Below are 17,252 nucleotides of genomic sequence, written 5' to 3'. Positions count from 1 at the left end.
AAGTTGGGAGATTTGAAAGTTCTTTCATCGATAGTGACAGATAAAATGAACGATAAAGCAACGCTGATTTGCAAATTGAATGTAAAAGAATATGAAGAATTTATACAAAAAATATATGACAAAAAAACTGTTATGGGAGTGAAATTTGAAATTGAAACAATTAAGCAAAAGTGATAGTATTGATGTTATAATATATGATATTATTATTAATAGTTGTAAATTTTTAAAGATTTAAGTTGCAAGATGTGAAAATATGATCTTTACACAGATTGACGTCTATATAAAGACACCGGAACCCAACCCCAAAAATTATGTGTATATTTATATCGTTTGATAAAAGATATTACAATAAAAATGTTCATGATTATGTAAATATTTCTATAAAATAAATGTTATAATATTAAAACAGTGTAAATTTAATACCATGAATCTAAATAACGAAAGGCTGAAATTTAATGAATGAGTATACGATTGAAATCAGTGAAGTTTTATCTAAAAGAATTAAGGTATGTGCGGAGAATGAGGAAGAAGCAGTGAGATTAGCTGAAGAAAAATATGATAATGAAGAGATTATACTCGATTATAAAAATTTTACTGGCAAAAACATACAGGTGGTTACCGAATAGCATTTGAATTACGGAAGGTATCTATGTTTATGGATTTAAAAAGGCATGCGGCGATTTATTTTATCCGTTTTAAGCAGTTAAGACAGCTGACCCAGCGTGCGGGAAATTTCCTTGTTTCAAGAACAGACGAACCTGATTTTGAATGGAGCGATTTAAAAGGCAAATCGGTTATAGGGGGAAGGCTCGGAGGCATGCCGGAACTTGTGCTTGAATATATAATTAAGGAAAACGGGCTTGTCATAGGGGAAGACGTTGAGGTAATAAATAACATTTCATTTACTTCGACAAGCGGCGCTTTTGTTGCCGACGTAGGCGATTATACAGTTGAATTTGAACCTGTTGCAACAACTCTGGAGGAGCAGGGAAACGGGTATATTGTTGCAAGCCTTGGAGAAGCCAGCGGTTATGTGCCTTATACCGTTTATATGGCGACTCAGGAATATATGGAAGAAAACAGTGAAACAGTTCAAAAATTTACAAATGCAATTTATAAAGGGCAGAAATGGGTTAACGAACATACGGCGGCGGAAATTGCCGAGGTCTGCCTGCCTTATTTCGAGGACAGCAATATAGATTCCCTCACAAAAATTATTGAACGATATAAATCACAGGACACATGGACCGCAGATCCTGTATTCAGCCGTGACGGATTTGAACTTATACAGGATATAATGGAAGAAGGCGGAGAACTCAGCGGAAGAGTTGATTTCGATAAATTTATTAATACTGAGTTTGCCGAAGAAGCTGTTAAAACGGTTAAATAATAAAATTTAAAATTTCGGCGTTATAGTTTTCGTTTTATGGAAAAGCCTTAGAGCCACATCATTATTCATCGGCACATAAAAGTTTTTTGCTTAGGAATTTTAAATTTAAAGTTATTATACGGCGGGTTAAATCCCGCCTTTTTCTTTTGTAAAAATAAATATTGACGGCTTTTGAGATAGAAGTGATTTTTAATTATTCAAAATTATCAGAAAATGAAAGCAAATTATATCATAAGAGTTTGTCAATAGAATTTTTCTTTTTTAGACTGTCATAAGAAATCTGTTAAATAATATTTTAAGGATGAAAACGCTTTAATTTTCGATATTTTTATGGGAGTTTAGGAATTAAGCTGTTTTTATTTTCAAGCAATATTTTGTATTTTGAGTTTTTATACGATAAATTAAAATGTTGTTGACAGTTTTTTCCTATTGATGTAAAATTATCATATTTAATGTTTCAGGTGCCTTGTTTAACGCAGGGAGAATAGGGAATTTGGTGAAAATCCAAAGCAGCGCCCACTACTGTAACTTTGACGAGCCACAAATGCCACTGCATTAAAGCGGGAAGGCGTGGGGAGTATGAAAAGAAGCCAGGAGACCTGCCTGAAATGTAAAATGCAAGCAAATCTTGGGGACGGAGATAGGTATTTTTTTTATGCCTGTTTTCTGTTTTGCGGGCTTTAAATTTGGTTTACAAATATTTCGGGAGTTTCATTCGGATTTTTGAAACGGACGTTAATGTACGCGGCATATTAAATCAGATTTGTAACTTTCGGTAACGGGAATATACAAGGTTCTTAATTACGGCGCGGTGTATACGATAAAAAATGCGCCGTTAGTTTTTACCATATCATTCCTTGCCGCGAATATCTATGTAAACTTAATATATAGCCTGCATCTGAAAAAAGGAGGAGAATTTATGAAAGGCAATTTATTGAAAAAGGCAGCGGCAATTTTAGTTTTACTTTTGACGGCGTTATCGGTATTATCGGGCTGCACGTCGGGCAATGAGGAAAATGGCGGAGCAGGTGAAGAAAGCCGGATTGATGAAAATGTGGAAGAAAACGATACGCAAATTGAAGGAAACACGCGGGTTATAACTGACAGTATAGGCCGTGAAATTGAAATACCATACCCTGTGACTTCTGCGGCAGTGGCAAATGCTTATAACGTAGAAATTATTAATGCCATAGACGCCATAGACAGCGTTGTCGGCGTTGATTATAATATTTTTCAGGACAAGGAGGGCTTTAAAAACCGTTTTACCGAAGATATGGTTATAGGCAAAAGTCAAAAAGAACTTAATTATGAGAAAATAATTGAAATTAACCCACAGGTGCTGATACTGACAGGAAACGGCGTTTATGAAGAAGCGGAAAAACAGCTTGAAAGTTTTGGAATTAAAGTTGTGGTTGTGGATGCTTATTACACTGATCAATTTGAACAAAACTGCGAGTTGTTGGGAAAAATCTTTGGAAAAGAAAGCGAAGCGGAAGAACTGAGCGATTATTTTATGGACAAGCTTGATTACATAAATAAACAGCTTGAGGGCGTCGAGAAAAAGACGGTGTATTTTGAATACAGGACGGAAGGCAATACAACCGTTCCGGGGGATTTCTTTTTCAATATGGTTGAGTTTTCCGGCGCCGATAATATTTTTAAAACTGCCGAGAATGTTCAGGTTGATACAGAGGCCGTTGTGGTTGAGGATCCACAGTATATAGTAAAAGTTTCGGCCCCCGATGTTTATTCGTCATACTATCCGCCTACGCTTGAAGAACATAAAGCTATACTTGACGAACTTGCTTCAAGGCCCGGCTGGGATGAAATATCGGCAATTAAGGATAACAGCTTAGTTGAATATGAAAATGCACTTGACAACGGTTTTCCTGAAGTTACGGAAAACAACAGGGTTTTGCTGCTTTCGCATTATGTTCACGGAGGCGCGTCGAAACTTGTGGGAACTATGTATATAGCAAAATTCCTTTATCCTGAACTTCTTCCCGAACTGCACCCCGAACAGGTTTTTTATGACTGGATTACTAAATACCAGAAACTTGACTATATTGAAGGCCATACATACCCGGCGTACACTTTTGAGGACTGAGTTATGAAAAATGACAGTGAAGGTATAAGAAGAAAATATGAAAAGTCGGACAGTATTAAATATATTATACTTTTTGTAAGCATAGTAACGGTTTTTGCTCTTGGATTTTTATTTATGGCTTTAGGCGTTGCCGATACAAGCGTAAGCCTTGTTCTAAAAGCCGTATGGGCATGGATAACCGGAGAGATTGAAGGTTCGCCATATGCGGCTTCGTATAAAATTATAGTCTATATGCGCCTTCCGAGAATTATTATGGCTGTGTTTGCCGGAATAGGGCTTTCTGTTTCCGGGGCGGCAATGCAGTCCGTAACAAATAATCCATTGGTAAGCCCGTTTACTATAGGTATATCTTCAGCGGCGGCATTTGGCGCGTCGCTGTGCATAGTGTTCGGAGGCGGCATTTTTTTTGGCAGTGAGGCAGGAATAATATTCTGCGCATTTGTTTCTTCGTCTATATGTGCGCTGCTTGTTTACGGCGTTTCTGTAAAAGCCGGCATGGGAGCGGAAACCATAGCGCTTGCCGGTATCGCCTTAAATTATTTTTTTAATGCAATGACTTCGACAGTGGAATTTTTTGCACAGGAACATAAGCTTTCGGCGGTTGTGCAATGGACGTTCGGAACTTTTAACGGCGTTACATGGGATGAAACAACAGTTGTTATATTATTTGTATCCATATGTACGGCAGTAGTTTATAAATATTACCTTGCATTGAATGTTATGGCCTCAGGGGATGACGAGTTTTCGAAAAGCCTAGGCGTTAGTCCAAAGTTTGTGAGGGCGCTTATGGGGGCGCTTTCGGTTGCAATGACTTCAGCCATAATCAGTTTTTGTGGAGTTATAGGCTTTGTCGGACTTGTTTCGCCGCATATAGCAAGAATGACCGTAGGAAACAATCATAAATTTTTAATACCGTTTTCGGCGGTAATAGGAGCGTTTTTGCTCTTGGTTTCCGATATTGTCGGAAAAACTATACTTTCACCTGTAAGTATACCCGTTGGGATTGTAATTTCATTCTTGGGCGTACCGCTTTTTATAAACCTTATACTGAAGGGCAGGAAGGGGCGCGGCATATGAGCATTGAAATTAAAAATATCGGCTTCAGATACACGGCGGAAAGGGATATACTTAAAAATGTATCTTTTACAGCGGAAAAGGGCCGGATTTTAAGTATACTGGGACCAAACGGCACAGGAAAAACAACGCTTCTGAAATGTATAAACAATATTCTTGTTCCCTTTGAAGGGGAAGTTTTGTTAAATGGCGAAAGCATACGGAAAATGCCGTTGAACAGAAGGGCAAAGGCTATAGCGTATGTGCCTCAGTATGTTAATAATATCTTCCTTATGAAAGTTATAGATGTAATAATGCTTGGACGTACTCCTTATATATTCGGAAAAATCAGCAGCCATGACAAAGATGTCGTTTTTGAAATTATAAAAAAGATGGGGCTTGAAAAATTTGCGTTTAAGTATATAAATGAAATAAGCGGAGGAGAAAGACAGAGGGTTTATATTGCCCGCGCTCTTGCGCAGGAACCTTCGTTTCTGCTCCTTGACGAGCCCACAAGCAGTCTTGATCTTAAGAATCAGCTTTTTGTGCTTGAAAGTATTTGCGATATCGTAAGAAGTAATAACATGGGGGCTGTGCTCACGATACACGATTTAAATTTATCCGCCATGTTTTCGGACAAAATTATTATGATGAAAGACAGCGAAGTTTTTGCAGAAGGAAAGCCGCGGGATGTTATAACGGAAGAAAATATTTGTCATGTATACGGCGTTCAAAGTGAAGTTTGTGAAAAAGACGGTTGCATTAATGTAAGGATTAAACGGCAATAGTTATTTTATGTTTATAATTGTGAATATTTTGTAAATTTTCTGGAGTTTTTAATAGAAACGTGCTATCCTAGTTATTGATTATTATTACGGAGAGAGGATTTCTATGAGAGCTAAATTAAATTTAAAAAAAGCAGCTGTTTTAACAGTTTCGATGTTTGCTTTGGTTTTTACCCAGACGCCTACGGTTGCAAGCGCGGCAAAAACGCTTTCCCAGTTGCAGAGCGAGAGGAAAGAACTTGCAAATGCAAGCGAAAACGCAAAGAAAGAATTGGAATCACTTAAAAATAAAAAAGCTTCTGTTCAGGAAGAACTTGACGCGCTGGACAAGGTGCTTCAAGCGGCCCAGGAGGAACTTGACAAGGCTCAGAGCGATTTAAATGAGGTAACCGCAAGACTTGACGAGTCAAAGGCGCAGCTTGAACAGGCTGTAATCGATCAGGATAACCAAATGGATATGTTTGGCAAAAGGATAAAGTTTATGCATGAAAACGGAAGCGTCGGTTATCTTGAGGTTGTTTTGGAATCCGACAGCATGACTGACGTGCTGACAAGGATGCAGTACATACAGGATATTATAAATTACGATAATGAAATACTTGAAAACCTCAAAGCAAATAAGGAGCTTATAGAAAAGAAAACAAAGGACATCGAACTTGAACAGGCGGAGGCTGAAAAACTGCTTATTGAACAAAAAGAAAAGAATGACGCTGTTTCCAGCGCTCTTGATGAAAAGAAGGCTATAATGCTTTCATATGAGCAGGATGAAGAAAAGTATAATCAGCTTATTGAGAGCAATGAAAAAGCAAGCAGGGAAGTTGAAGCCCTTATTAACCAGGCTCTGGCAGAGCAGGGATCCGATTCGGGATATGTATATACGGGAGGTACGCTTAACTGGCCGGTTCCTTCAAGAGCGGCGTCATCGTCAAGCTTGAGCAGCGGCTTTGTAAGCAGGAACAGACCGATTGGAAGCGGAACGGAATTCCATACAGGTTATGACATTCCGGCGAGTTACGGAGCTAATATTGTTGCAGCTGAAGCCGGTACAGTTATTTATTCAGGGTGGATGAACGGATATGGAAATACAATTATGATTAATCACGGCGGAGGCCTGGTTACGCTTTACGGGCACAACTCGAGTCTTGTTGTGCCGAAAGGCTCTACAGTTTCAAGAGGGCAGGTTATAGCTAAGTGTGGAAGCACGGGAAATTCAACGGGAAATCACTGCCATTTTGAAGTTAGGCTTAACGGAAAATATGTAAGCCCTGAACCGTATCTTGGCGTAGGAAATATATCAAGGTAAAAGTTAATAAGTTAAAAAGGAACGGGATTTGTTTATAATACCGTTCCTTTTTGTTATATCATCCGATAATATTTAATAGCGGAAGTTAAAAACATATTTTGTCCGGTAAAGGTTTATGATAGTTAAAATATTTAAATGTATTGTCTTAAACGGTATGAAGAAGAAAGGAAACCCAAATTATATAACGAGCGATAAAGTTTATAAGAATTATAAATTTATACGTTTATATGGCGTGCGCAGGAAATGGAAAGATGATTTGGGCTTACAGGATTTAACTTTAATTTCAGCATGTTAATACGCTAAATTGCGAAAGTTTTATAAGCAGTTAACGGAAATAAAGAGTATATCGGCTCTAAGTAAGAATTACAAAATCGTTTAAAAAAATATAATAAACCGAACCGAGAGATATAATTCGGTTCGGTTTTTATATTTTTAGGGTGTTTATGAATAAACTCTGTGCTTATGCATAGTTTTTAAAGTTTAATAAGCGCGTCCCCAGTAGAGCATATGTTTGGCTTTTTTGCCGCAGCAAACACATACGTCGTCTAATTTTTCCTGTTCAAACGGTATACATCTGCTTGTAGCTCCCGTTTTTTCTTTTATAGCGTCTTCACATGCGCGGTCGCCGCACCACATGGCTTTAATGAACCCTGGCGTTTCATTAAGGATTTTTTCAAATTCTTCCATATTTTTGGCTGTATATGTCTTTGAGTCCCTGTTTTGTTTTGCTTTTTCGTAGAGGTTTTTTTGTATTTCGTCAAGAAGCGCCAAAATTTCTTTTTCTATATTTTCGAGGGATACGGTTATCTTTTCGCCTGTATCACGGCGCACAAGAACGGCCTGATTTTTTTCGATATCTTTAGGGCCTATTTCTAGGCGGACAGGAACGCCTTTCATCTCATATTCGCTGAATTTCCATCCTGGAGATTTATCTGTTAAATCCGATTTAACCCTGACTGATTTTGATAATTTTTCGTTAATTTCAAAGGCTTTTTCTTTAACGCCGTCTTTGTGCATAGCGATAGGAACGATTATAACTTGTATCGGGGCGATTGCAGGAGGAAGCACAAGCCCGCTGTTGTCGCCGTGAACCATTATAATTGCGCCCATAAGGCGTGTTGAAACGCCCCATGACGTTTGATGGACATACTTTAATTCGTTATTTTGATCTGTGTATTGAATTTCAAACGCATGTGCAAACCCATCGCCGAAATTATGCGATGTGCCGCTTTGAAGAGCCTTTCCGTCATGCATAAGGCTTTCTATTGTGTATGTTGATTTAGCGCCTGCAAAGCGTTCCTTTGCAGTTTTTTCGCCTTTTATTACGGGGATTGCGAGTGTTTGGGCGCAAAAATCCGCATAAACGTTAAGCATTTTTATTGTTTCTTCTTCGCTTTCTTCGGCGGTCGCATGGGCTGTATGGCCCTCCTGCCAAAGGAATTCAGTTGTTCTCAAAAACGGCCTTGTAGTTTTTTCCCACCGAACTACGGAACACCATTGGTTATAAAGCTTTGGAAGATCCCTATATGAGTGTATTATGTTTTTGTAATGGTCGCAGAAAAGCGTTTCGGATGTAGGGCGGACGCAGAGCCGTTCCTGAAGCTCGTTATCGCCTCCGTGGGTAACCCATGCGACTTCAGGCGCAAATCCTTCCACATGATCCTTTTCTTTTTGAAGCAGGCTTTCCGGTATGAACATAGGCATATAAACGTTTTCATGGCCGGTTTTTTTAAAGCGGGAGTCAAGCTCCTTCTGCATAAGTTCCCAAATTGCATATCCGTATGGACGTATTATCATGCAGCCTTTGACGCTTGAATAATCAACAAGGTCGGCTTTTTTAACGACGTCTGTATACCATTGTGGGAAGTCTTGTTCCATATCTGTAATGGCAGCCACAAGTTTTTTATCATTAGCCATTTTTGTTGCTCCTTTCAATTCTTATATTATCATATTTTACCATTCTATAATATTTTTAATTTTTTAACAAGGGAATTTACATAAAAAAAAGTAATAATTGATTTTAAGGATTATAATGAAATAGTTTTTAGTAAATTATGATGTTTTTTCTTTCGTATTTATTGTCTTAAGAGCTTCTTGATTATATAAAATTGCTAATCGGCGATTTTTGGCGATGTTAAAATATAATAAGTATTTAACTATTATATGGTGAGGATATGTGCTGTTTTTCGTATTTTTTGGAATTACAGCGAACGATATAATCGTATAGTGGGCAATGTTGAATAAAATGTTTGACTATATTTTTATTTTATGATAACTTTAATATATGCAGTATTTGTAAAACAAAATAAATTTAGTAGGGAGGAATTTTTATGAAATTATCGAAAAGGGCGGCCGCTTTAGGCTTAACGGCTGTTATGGCTCTCGGTTGCGCTCCGCTTGCAATGGCAGGGGAATATGTTGTTAAAAAAGGGGATAACTTATCCAAAATAGCTCCTGCTTTTAATACAACATGGAGAGTTCTTGCAGAAATGAACGGATTGGTTAACCCAAATCTTATCTACCCTGATCAGGTATTAAAAGTGCCGGATTTGGAAAAACCAGCTGAAGAAACAGTACCGGCTGAAACGATCAAACCGGCTGAGCCTGTAAAAGAAGAAAAACCTGCCGAGGAAACTAAGGAAACGGAAGAAGCAAAAGAAACGGAAGCCATCCTTACAGGACTTGAAGTTAATGATATAACATTAACCGGCAACAGCATATCTCCGAAATTCGAATCTCTTGTTAATGAATATACATTTAATGTTCAAAGCGACATTTACGGAGTGAAGGTTACGCCTTCCGCGCCTGAAGGTTCGGTAGTGACTGTTGACGGTGAAGAAGTTGAAAGCGGTTCGGACGTTATTGTTAAGCTTCCTGACGGATATGAGGACTATGACGCGGAAGTTAAGCAGGAAATTGAAATAACCGTTGCAAACGGCGATGTTTCAAATACATACACGGTTAATGTCGTAAGAGCCGAAGACAACGACGCATATGCGCTTTTTGAAGAGAAAGAATATGTTGACGAAGAAACAGGCGTAACTATGCCTTATGAAATCTATGTTCCTTCAAATTATGACGCTTCTAAGAAATATCCTGTTGTATTTGCCCTTCATGGTTCAGGACAGCGTTCACAGTCGCTTGACATGGTGTTAAAGAGATATCAGATGGCTACTGTTTGGGCTAAGGACAGCGAAGCCGGAATAAACGAATGTATTGTTCTTGCGCCTCAGTGTGCAAGCAAGGACGACAGCGATAACTGGACGACTTTAATGACATACAGATCAGGAGAAGCTGAAAACGCTTTCCAGATGACTGATTACAGTGTTGCCGCTTATAATCTCCTTGAAAAAACAATGGAAGAATACTCTGTTGATAAAGACAGGATTTATATGACGGGATTGTCGGCAGGCGGTTTTGCTACATATGCGATAGCTATTGCGCACCCTGATACATTTGCGGCATTAGTTCCTGTTTGCGGAGGCGCAGATCCTGAAAAAGTTTCAGCGCTTAAAGGAATTCCTATGTGGATATTCCATGCGGCAGATGATCCGACTGTAGCTCCTGATGAATTTTTATATCCTACACTTGAAGCGCTTGATGCTGCAAAGGTTGAATATAAATCGACAATTTATCCGGAAGGTTCAGTGTTCACACCTTCAGCGCATTTCTCATGGGTTCCTGCCTACGCTGACGAAGATATGAGAAATTGGTTGTTTGAGCAGTCTAAATAATTTTAATTAAATTTGATTTTAAAGCATGGGTCTGATAAGGCCCGTGCTTTTTTATTTAAGGAGCCATGTTTTTATAAATCGAAATATATTTAAAGCGGCGGTGCGATATATCCGTTTTTATATAAATAGTTTTGCAGATATTGGTTTTGTGATGTATAATATAAAATATGAAAATTTAAATTTATAATCGGAGGTTGGAAATGTTTAGGACAATTAAGTTTTATATAAAAGCCCTTGGGGCCGTAATTGCTTTAGTACCGCTTAGATTCAAAGCTAAGTTGATATTGAGGGCAAAGGGCAGGAAAGCGGCGGATGAATATATTTATAAGGTTGTACACTGGTGGGCAGGGGGAAGGGTAAGGGACACAGGGGCAAACGTAATTGTCCATAATCCCGAAAATCTTCCGAAAGACGGAAACTATCTGTTTGTAAGCAATCATCAAAGCAATTTTGATTTTGCAATGCTTTTGGATGAAATAGAAATTCCCGTTGGGTTTATTGCAAAAATTGAACTGAAAAAATTGCCGATTATTAAAGGCTGGATGGACAGCATACACTGCCTTTTTATGGATAGAAGCGATATGAAACAGCAGCTCAAAATTATACTTGAAGGCATTGAACTTTTAAAAAGCGGACATTCCCTAATAATTTTTCCGGAAGGGACAAGAAGCAGGGACGGGAAAATACAGGAATTTAAGGCGGGAAGTTTTAAACTTGCCACAAAGTCCAAAGTTCCTATAATACCTCTTACTATTATCGGAGCGGCGGATGTGCTTGAAAACAATAATTATATAATTGCTCCGGCGGACGTACATTTATATGTGCACAAAAAAATAGACGTGGCCTCATTAGGAAAAGAGGAATTATCAAAACTTCATTCAACTGTGCAGGAAATAATTGAAGGACCGATGAAATGAAAGGAATAGCAAAATGAATTTTTTAAATAAATTTAAAGTTTTTATTGTTTTTTTAATATCTTTTTTGATTACGTCATGTTCGGTTAACGCTTCTGATGAAAATGTTCAAAGTACGGCAATACCTGCAAACGGCACTCTTGAAGTTCATTATATAGACGTTGGACAGGCGGACTGTTCGCTTATAAAACTTCCCGACGGTTATAACGTGCTTATAGATTCAGGCAACAGGGGCGATAACGAATATATAACAGAATATTTAAAAAATCAAGGCGTAAGCCATATTGATGTCGCTATAGGGACTCATCATCATGAAGATCATATAGGTTCTATGAGAAATATACTGGCAAACTTTGATGTTGACAAAATTCTTTTGCCGGAGGGCGATTTTGATTCTATGGTATATACAAATATGCTGTATGCCATAGAGGAAAATGAAGTTGAAGAAATACGCCCGACGGACGATTACAGTTTTACTTTGGGAAGCGCGCAGTTTCTTGTTATACCGCCAAAGAGCGATTATAACGGTGATCCGAATAATATTTCGTTGGTATGCAAAATGGATTACGGCAGCAGAAGTTTCCTTTTTACCGGGGACATTGAACAGGAACGCGAAAGCGATATTTTAAGTGGCGGATATGATTTAAATTCCGATGTGCTTAAAGTTGCCCACCATGGTTCGCGTACTTCTTCAAGCGAAGAATTTTTGAGAGCCGTAAGTCCTGAAGTGGCCGTTATACAGGTTGGGGAAGGAAACGATTACGGGCTTCCGAATGACGAAACGCTGGAAAAGCTGAGCGATTTAGGAGCGAAAGTTTACAGGAACGATTATCTCGGAGATATTGTTGTCAGGACTGACGGGGAGACCATTGAAGTGGATTATGGCGGAAATAACGATATTATAGAAGTTGACGGCGGGCAAGACAATGGAACTTCAAATATTAAGAAAACAGAAACTCCGACGCCCGAAAGCGGCGGAACAGAAAGTGATGCAGATATTCCGGAAAACAGCGGAGTTTCATCTCAGGAAAGTTCGGATACCAACGTCAGCGGGGCTTGCTATATTGGAAATAAAAATACCAAAGTATTTCATTCGCCATCATGCGGTTCACTGCCCAACGATGAAAACAGGGTTTATTTTGAAAGCCGTGAAGAAGCTGAGGAAAGCGGATTCAGGGGACATAAAAACTGTGTAGAATAAAAATTGGAGGATCAAATGGATTATATAATAATCGGTCTTTTGATAGCGGCAATAATATGTATAATACTTGTTTTGGCAGCCGTTAAAAAGAATAATGGAAACAGTGAGATTGAACGTCTTGAAGGCATAAAAAGGGATATAGGCGAGAGCCAGCGGATCTTAAGACAAGAGTTAAGCGATACTACCCATCGTTCAATAAGCGTGTTGGGAGATACAGTAGCCGCTAGGGAAAAAGAAGCAAATGACGCCCAGACTGAAAAAATAGAAGCAATGAATAAAAGCATAAGCGAGAAACAGATAGCGTTTCAAAATGCCGTCAATGCACAGCTTTCAAGACAGGAAGAACGTTTTAAAACATTTGCCGTGGAAAACGAACAAAAACTTGAAGCAATAAGAAGCGCTGTTGAGAAAAGGCTTGAGCTTATACAGCGTGATAATAACAGCAAGCTTGAACAAATGAGGGTTACTGTTGACGAAAAGTTGCAGCATACGCTTGAGGAGAGAATGACGCAGTCGTTTAAACTTGTTAATGACAGATTGGAACAAGTTTATAAAGGACTTGGAGAAATGCAGACGCTTGCCGTTGGGGTTGGGGATTTAAAAAAAGTTCTCAGTAATGTTAAATCAAGGGGAATTTTAGGTGAAATACAGCTGGGCGCAATATTAGAGGAAATATTATCGCCTGAACAGTATATGGTCAATGTGGCAACGAAAAAAGGAAGTAAAAATGTTGTTGAATTTGCCGTTAAAATACCGACGGAAGATGATAATATAATATTCCTGCCCATAGATTCTAAATTTCCGGGCGATACATACGGCGCGTTGAGGGACGCGTACGAAAGCGGCAATAAGGATGAAATCGATAATTGCGCTAAGCAGTTAATATCAACAATAAAATCAGAAGCAAAAGATATACGGGATAAATATATTGATCCTCCCAATACAACGGAATTTGCAATAATGTTCCTTCCTTTTGAAGGGCTTTATTCAGAGGTTGTAAACCGTGGAATGGTTGAAACGCTTCAAAGGGAATATAAGGTTAATATAGCGGGCCCGAGTACAATGGCGGCACTTTTAAACAGCCTGCAAATGGGATTTAGGACGTTTGCAATTCAAAAAAGGAGCACGGAAGTTTGGAAGGTGCTGGGAGCTGTTAAAACAGAGTTTGACAAGTTTGACAAGGTTTTGGCTGATACGCAGAAAAGGATTGAACAGGCGAACAACGAGCTTGATAAACTTATCGGCACGAGATCAAGGCTTATAAGGAGTAAGCTTAAAAATGTTGAAAGCCTTACAGAGCTTGAAGCTAAAGCCGTTTTAGGAACGGACGATACAATAATAGATGAGGAGTAGTATAAGGGCGTATGCGTTTATGTTTGCTTATTAAAATGATATCATAATTTTTGGTTAAATACATTGATATGCGTGTGTTTAAATAAACAGTTGAATTTATAAAGCCATGATTTCCGAAGTATAAAATAATACGGAGGGGATCGGGCTTTTTATATTTTATGGATGTTGGATTGCTGTATTTATATGTAAAGGCAAATAATGAAGTTTAAAAATCGGTTAAAACTCTCAGATCTTACAATGGAAAATTTTTGCTATTCAAGGCGCATACGCATAGGCGCAGCGTTTTCTAAGAGAAGCGTATGCACCGCTGAAACGCGTTAAATTTTCCTTGTAATGTATGCGCGTCCTTGTAAACTGAAGCTAAGTTCCATTATAAAAATTTGCGGAGGCATCAAAATGATATTTATATTGCATTAAGACAATTATATATATAAAAAAGTAAAATATAATTGACATATAGAGGGTTATATGTTACTATATAGCTGTGAAGGGGGTGATGGTTTGAAAAACCTGAAACTTAAGGCCGCAAGGGCGGCGATGGATTTATCGCAGGAACAGCTTGCAGATGCAGTCGGCGTTACGCGGCAGACTATAGGAATGATAGAAGCCGGAAAGTATAACCCGACGCTTAACCTTTGCATTGCTATCTGCAAAACTCTTAATAAAACATTGGACGAACTTTTTTGGGAGGAGGATTAAAAATGAGGAAAGTTTTAGATGAAAGGGAACAGATTATCAGGCTGAAAATTGCATCCGGAGGATTTGTTATAATTACGTTGGCTTTAGCTGTTTCTATGTTTATAAAAGCGTTTATTTTTGAAATGGACAGCAAATATTATATTACGGAATCAATACTTGTATTGTTTTCTTGCTTTTATTATGGAATAAGCTGCGGGATTAAAGGAATCGATGTTAAAAGCGCGAAAAATTATACATGGAAAAAACAGGCGGCTGTTACGGCAGTTGCGCTTATATGCTGTTTGTTTATAGCTTACTTTGTGGATTTTATAAAGGGGGAAATGCCTCCGAAAGGTGAAGTTTTTGCATTTGCACTTTCTTTTATTGTTTCTTTTGTAATAGCGCAAAGAATATTTATATATTTCAGAAAAAAAAGGGCGGAAACGCTCAGTAAAAGGTATGATGAATAACTAAAATGATGAATTTTAATTTTATGATTTTTAAGGAGTAACTGTAATGCAAAATAATATTGAAAGCAAGCGAATTGTTTATGATAAAATATTGGCTCCGTCTTACAGGAGAACACGCGCTTCACAGGGAAAAAAATTTCGTATTTGGGCGCTGCAAAAGCATGACGCAGGAGCGCCTGCGCCTTGAACGGCAAAAATTTTTACTTTTTGATGTTGGAAAGTTTTAACGGGCGGTATAGGCGTAAAAACAAGGCGAAGATGCGCAGGCGCAGCTAATCATACGGCAAGAGCGGAGTTAACCCGGCTATTTAACGCCTGTTGACGATTAGAACCATGTGTGCCATTGTAAACCGAAGCTAATTGTATTTTATAATCTTATTAATAAAAATTGAGTTTGTATAACAAAAAGCCGGAATATACTTTCCGGCTTTTAAAATCAAAATTTGGATTTATTTCATTGAATCTGTGGAGCCAAGCACATCTGTGATTTTTCTTTCAACCATAGCGGTAATATCTTCCCTTGCGGCGCCAAGATAACCGCGAGGGTCAAAGGCTTCAGGCTTTTCGGAAAGGGATTTCCTAATAGCGGCCGTCATGGCAAGGCGGATGTCCGTATCCATGTTTATCTTGCAGACTGCCATTTCGCTTGCTTTTCTCAGCATTTCAACCGGTATGCCTTTTGCGCCTTTAATTTGACCGCCGTATTTATTACATGTTTCAACGGCGTTTTGGTCAACTGACGATGCGCCGTGAAGAACGATAGGGTAGTTATGGAAACCGGCGGCTTCAAGCTTTTCGGTAATCGTTTTAAGCCTGTCAAAATCAAGTTTTGCTTCGCCTTTAAATTTATACGCGCCATGGCTTGTGCCTATTGCGATAGCAAGGGAGTCTACGCCTGTGCGTTTTACAAAGTCCACAGCCTGATCCGGATCGGTATATGTCGCCCCTTCGGCGGAAACTTTAACTTCATCTTCAACGCCGGCGAGTTTTCCCAATTCAGCCTCGACTACGACGCCTTTTGAATGTGCATAATCTACTATTTCTTTTGTCTTTGCAACATTCTCTTCATAGTCAAAGTGTGAACCGTCAAACATTACTGATGTAAAGCCTGCTTCAATACATTCCTTGCATATTTCAAAATCGGCGCCATGATCTAAGTGCAGAGCAATGTCAAGCCCTGTTTCGGCAACGGCCGCTTCAACCATTGCTTTTAAATAAGCAGGGTGGGCATATTTGAGTGCGCTTTTTGAAACCTGTAGTATGACGGCAGAATTGTGTTTCTTCGCCGCTTCGACAACAGCCTGTATAATTTCCATGTTGTTGATATTGAAAGCGCCGATTGAGTATTTGCCTTCAAATGCTTTTTCAAACATTTTTTTTGTTGTTACTAAAGCCATTTTAATTACCACCTTTCAATATTGGTTAAAAATGATACTTAATTAAAATTATAATACTTTTGCAGATTTAATACAAGCAAATAAATTTTATTTAAAGTATTTCATTTTGTTTTATTATGTGTTATAATCATAAAAGAAATTACAGAAAAGGTAAATTTTAAGGATTGAACTGTGGTATATTTAATTATAAACTTTTTAATAATATCTGTAGACCAATTAACAAAAAGGTTAGTTAAGAAAAAGCTTGGCATTAATGAAAAGCATGAGGTTATAAAAAACAGGTTTTATATATGGCACAAAAAAAATACGGGGATTTCTTTCAGCGTATTCAGCGGCCATATTAAAGCAATTTCAACTGCAACAGCCGTTCTAACCGTTATCGGATATATATTATTCATTATTATGCTGCCGGTTAAGGGAATTAAAAGCCTTAAAACAGGATTTTCTTTTCTTCTGGCGGGAGCGGCGGGAAATTTAATTGATCGTCTGCGCGATATGGAAGTGACGGATTTTTTGTACATTAAAGCAAAATCCGCGCCGATATTTAATATAGCTGATATTTTTCTTATTATTGGTTCTGTGATTTCGGCTTTAAGTTTAAAGTCTGAATAGTGTTTTAAATACCTGGGGTGTTCGACAGCCTGCCTATTTTGAACCTACATTATATATAAGGGAATCCTATAAACGAAGCTATGTCAGGCCTCAAGCTAATTCCCTTTGGGCAGAGGAAGACAAATGCTACCGTTGCGGATACCCACCTAGCCGAGGCTAGGTGTCAAGGGGGAGGAACGGCATTCCGGGTTAAAGTTTGCGCCGCTTAAAGCGGCGCTTTTCTTTATATTTTTAATCAGGCGGCAAAGACATATC

16 protein-coding genes, 1 other RNA gene and 1 riboswitch are annotated in these 17,252 nt (G+C 38.4%); of the genes, 15 read left to right on the top strand and 2 right to left on the bottom strand.

Annotation, left to right across the window (positions count from 1 at the left end):
• The first annotated feature begins 3 nt into the window (after positions 1–3).
• The 7 genes from NE664_06735 to NE664_06705 all read left to right on the top strand — a co-directional run bounded on the left by NE664_06735 (position 4) and on the right by NE664_06705 (position 6,638).
• Entirely contained in the window at positions 4–174 is a 171-nt protein-coding gene (locus NE664_06735; protein ID MCQ4726358.1) for a hypothetical protein, read from the top strand.
• 281 nt (positions 175–455) lie between these two features.
• Positions 456–626 (top strand): DpnD/PcfM family protein, encoded by a 171-nt coding sequence (locus NE664_06730; protein ID MCQ4726357.1) that lies wholly within the window; start codon positions 456–458, stop codon positions 624–626.
• A 29-nt stretch (positions 627–655) separates the two neighbouring features.
• Positions 656–1,390: an ABC transporter substrate-binding protein gene (locus NE664_06725; protein MCQ4726356.1), complete on the top strand. Its 735-nt coding sequence runs from the start codon at positions 656–658 to the stop codon at positions 1,388–1,390.
• Positions 1,391–1,832: 442 nt separating this feature from the next.
• Positions 1,833–2,012, top strand: a riboswitch (cobalamin riboswitch).
• 297 nt (positions 2,013–2,309) lie between these two features.
• Positions 2,310–3,497 carry an ABC transporter substrate-binding protein gene (locus NE664_06720; protein MCQ4726355.1) on the top strand — a complete coding sequence of 396 codons (1,188 nt, stop codon included), beginning with the start codon at positions 2,310–2,312 and terminating at the stop codon, positions 3,495–3,497.
• A gap of 3 nt (positions 3,498–3,500) precedes the next feature.
• Positions 3,501–4,574 (top strand): iron ABC transporter permease, encoded by a 1,074-nt coding sequence (locus NE664_06715; GenBank protein MCQ4726354.1) that lies wholly within the window; start codon positions 3,501–3,503, stop codon positions 4,572–4,574.
• Positions 4,571–5,338: an ABC transporter ATP-binding protein gene (locus NE664_06710; protein ID MCQ4726353.1), complete on the top strand. Its 768-nt coding sequence runs from the start codon at positions 4,571–4,573 to the stop codon at positions 5,336–5,338. Before NE664_06715 ends, NE664_06710 begins: the two co-directional genes overlap by 4 nt.
• A gap of 103 nt (positions 5,339–5,441) precedes the next feature.
• Positions 5,442–6,638 carry a peptidoglycan DD-metalloendopeptidase family protein gene (locus NE664_06705; GenBank protein ID MCQ4726352.1) on the top strand — a complete coding sequence of 399 codons (1,197 nt, stop codon included), beginning with the start codon at positions 5,442–5,444 and terminating at the stop codon, positions 6,636–6,638.
• A gap of 480 nt (positions 6,639–7,118) precedes the next feature.
• Here NE664_06705 and proS read toward each other — a convergent pair whose 3' ends face one another.
• Positions 7,119–8,555 (bottom strand): proline--tRNA ligase, encoded by a 1,437-nt coding sequence (proS, locus tag NE664_06700; GenBank protein ID MCQ4726351.1) that lies wholly within the window; start codon positions 8,553–8,555, stop codon positions 7,119–7,121.
• 413 nt (positions 8,556–8,968) lie between these two features.
• Here proS and NE664_06695 point away from each other — a divergent pair, with 413 nt between their 5' ends.
• From NE664_06695 to NE664_06670, 6 genes are all read left to right on the top strand, one after another.
• The gene (locus NE664_06695) at positions 8,969–10,372 is read left to right on the top strand and encodes a LysM peptidoglycan-binding domain-containing protein (GenBank protein ID MCQ4726350.1); all 1,404 of its coding nucleotides are present in this window, start codon (positions 8,969–8,971) and stop codon (positions 10,370–10,372) included.
• Positions 10,373–10,572: 200 nt separating this feature from the next.
• The gene (locus tag NE664_06690) at positions 10,573–11,289 is read left to right on the top strand and encodes a 1-acyl-sn-glycerol-3-phosphate acyltransferase (GenBank protein ID MCQ4726349.1); all 717 of its coding nucleotides are present in this window, start codon (positions 10,573–10,575) and stop codon (positions 11,287–11,289) included.
• A gap of 13 nt (positions 11,290–11,302) precedes the next feature.
• Complete coding sequence (locus NE664_06685) at positions 11,303–12,487, top strand: MBL fold metallo-hydrolase (protein MCQ4726348.1); 1,185 nt, start codon at positions 11,303–11,305, stop codon at positions 12,485–12,487.
• Between the two features lie 15 nt (positions 12,488–12,502).
• Complete coding sequence (gene rmuC, locus NE664_06680) at positions 12,503–13,840, top strand: DNA recombination protein RmuC (GenBank protein MCQ4726347.1); 1,338 nt, start codon at positions 12,503–12,505, stop codon at positions 13,838–13,840.
• Between the two features lie 501 nt (positions 13,841–14,341).
• On the top strand, positions 14,342–14,539 hold the full coding sequence (locus NE664_06675) for a helix-turn-helix transcriptional regulator (GenBank protein ID MCQ4726346.1): 198 nt from the start codon (positions 14,342–14,344) through the stop codon (positions 14,537–14,539).
• A gap of 2 nt (positions 14,540–14,541) precedes the next feature.
• Positions 14,542–14,988 (top strand): hypothetical protein, encoded by a 447-nt coding sequence (locus tag NE664_06670; GenBank protein ID MCQ4726345.1) that lies wholly within the window; start codon positions 14,542–14,544, stop codon positions 14,986–14,988.
• Between the two features lie 449 nt (positions 14,989–15,437).
• On the opposite strand, the gene fba is transcribed toward NE664_06670, so the two are convergent.
• Positions 15,438–16,385, bottom strand: a complete 948-nt coding sequence (gene fba, locus NE664_06665; protein ID MCQ4726344.1) for a class II fructose-1,6-bisphosphate aldolase — start codon at positions 16,383–16,385, stop codon at positions 15,438–15,440.
• 171 nt (positions 16,386–16,556) lie between these two features.
• On the opposite strand from fba, the gene lspA reads away from it, so the two are divergent.
• Together lspA and ssrS are read left to right on the top strand one after the other, a co-directional pair.
• Positions 16,557–16,997 (top strand): signal peptidase II, encoded by a 441-nt coding sequence (lspA, locus tag NE664_06660; GenBank protein MCQ4726343.1) that lies wholly within the window; start codon positions 16,557–16,559, stop codon positions 16,995–16,997.
• 6 nt (positions 16,998–17,003) lie between these two features.
• Positions 17,004–17,191: non-coding RNA, 6S RNA (gene ssrS / locus NE664_06655), on the top strand.
• Positions 17,192–17,252 lie beyond the last annotated feature (61 nt).

Origin of the sequence: Anaerotignum faecicola, assembly GCA_024460105.1 — a bacterium.
Lineage (GTDB): Bacteria > Bacillota > Clostridia > Lachnospirales > Anaerotignaceae > JANFXS01.
This window is presented reverse-complemented; position numbering and strand designations above follow the sequence as displayed.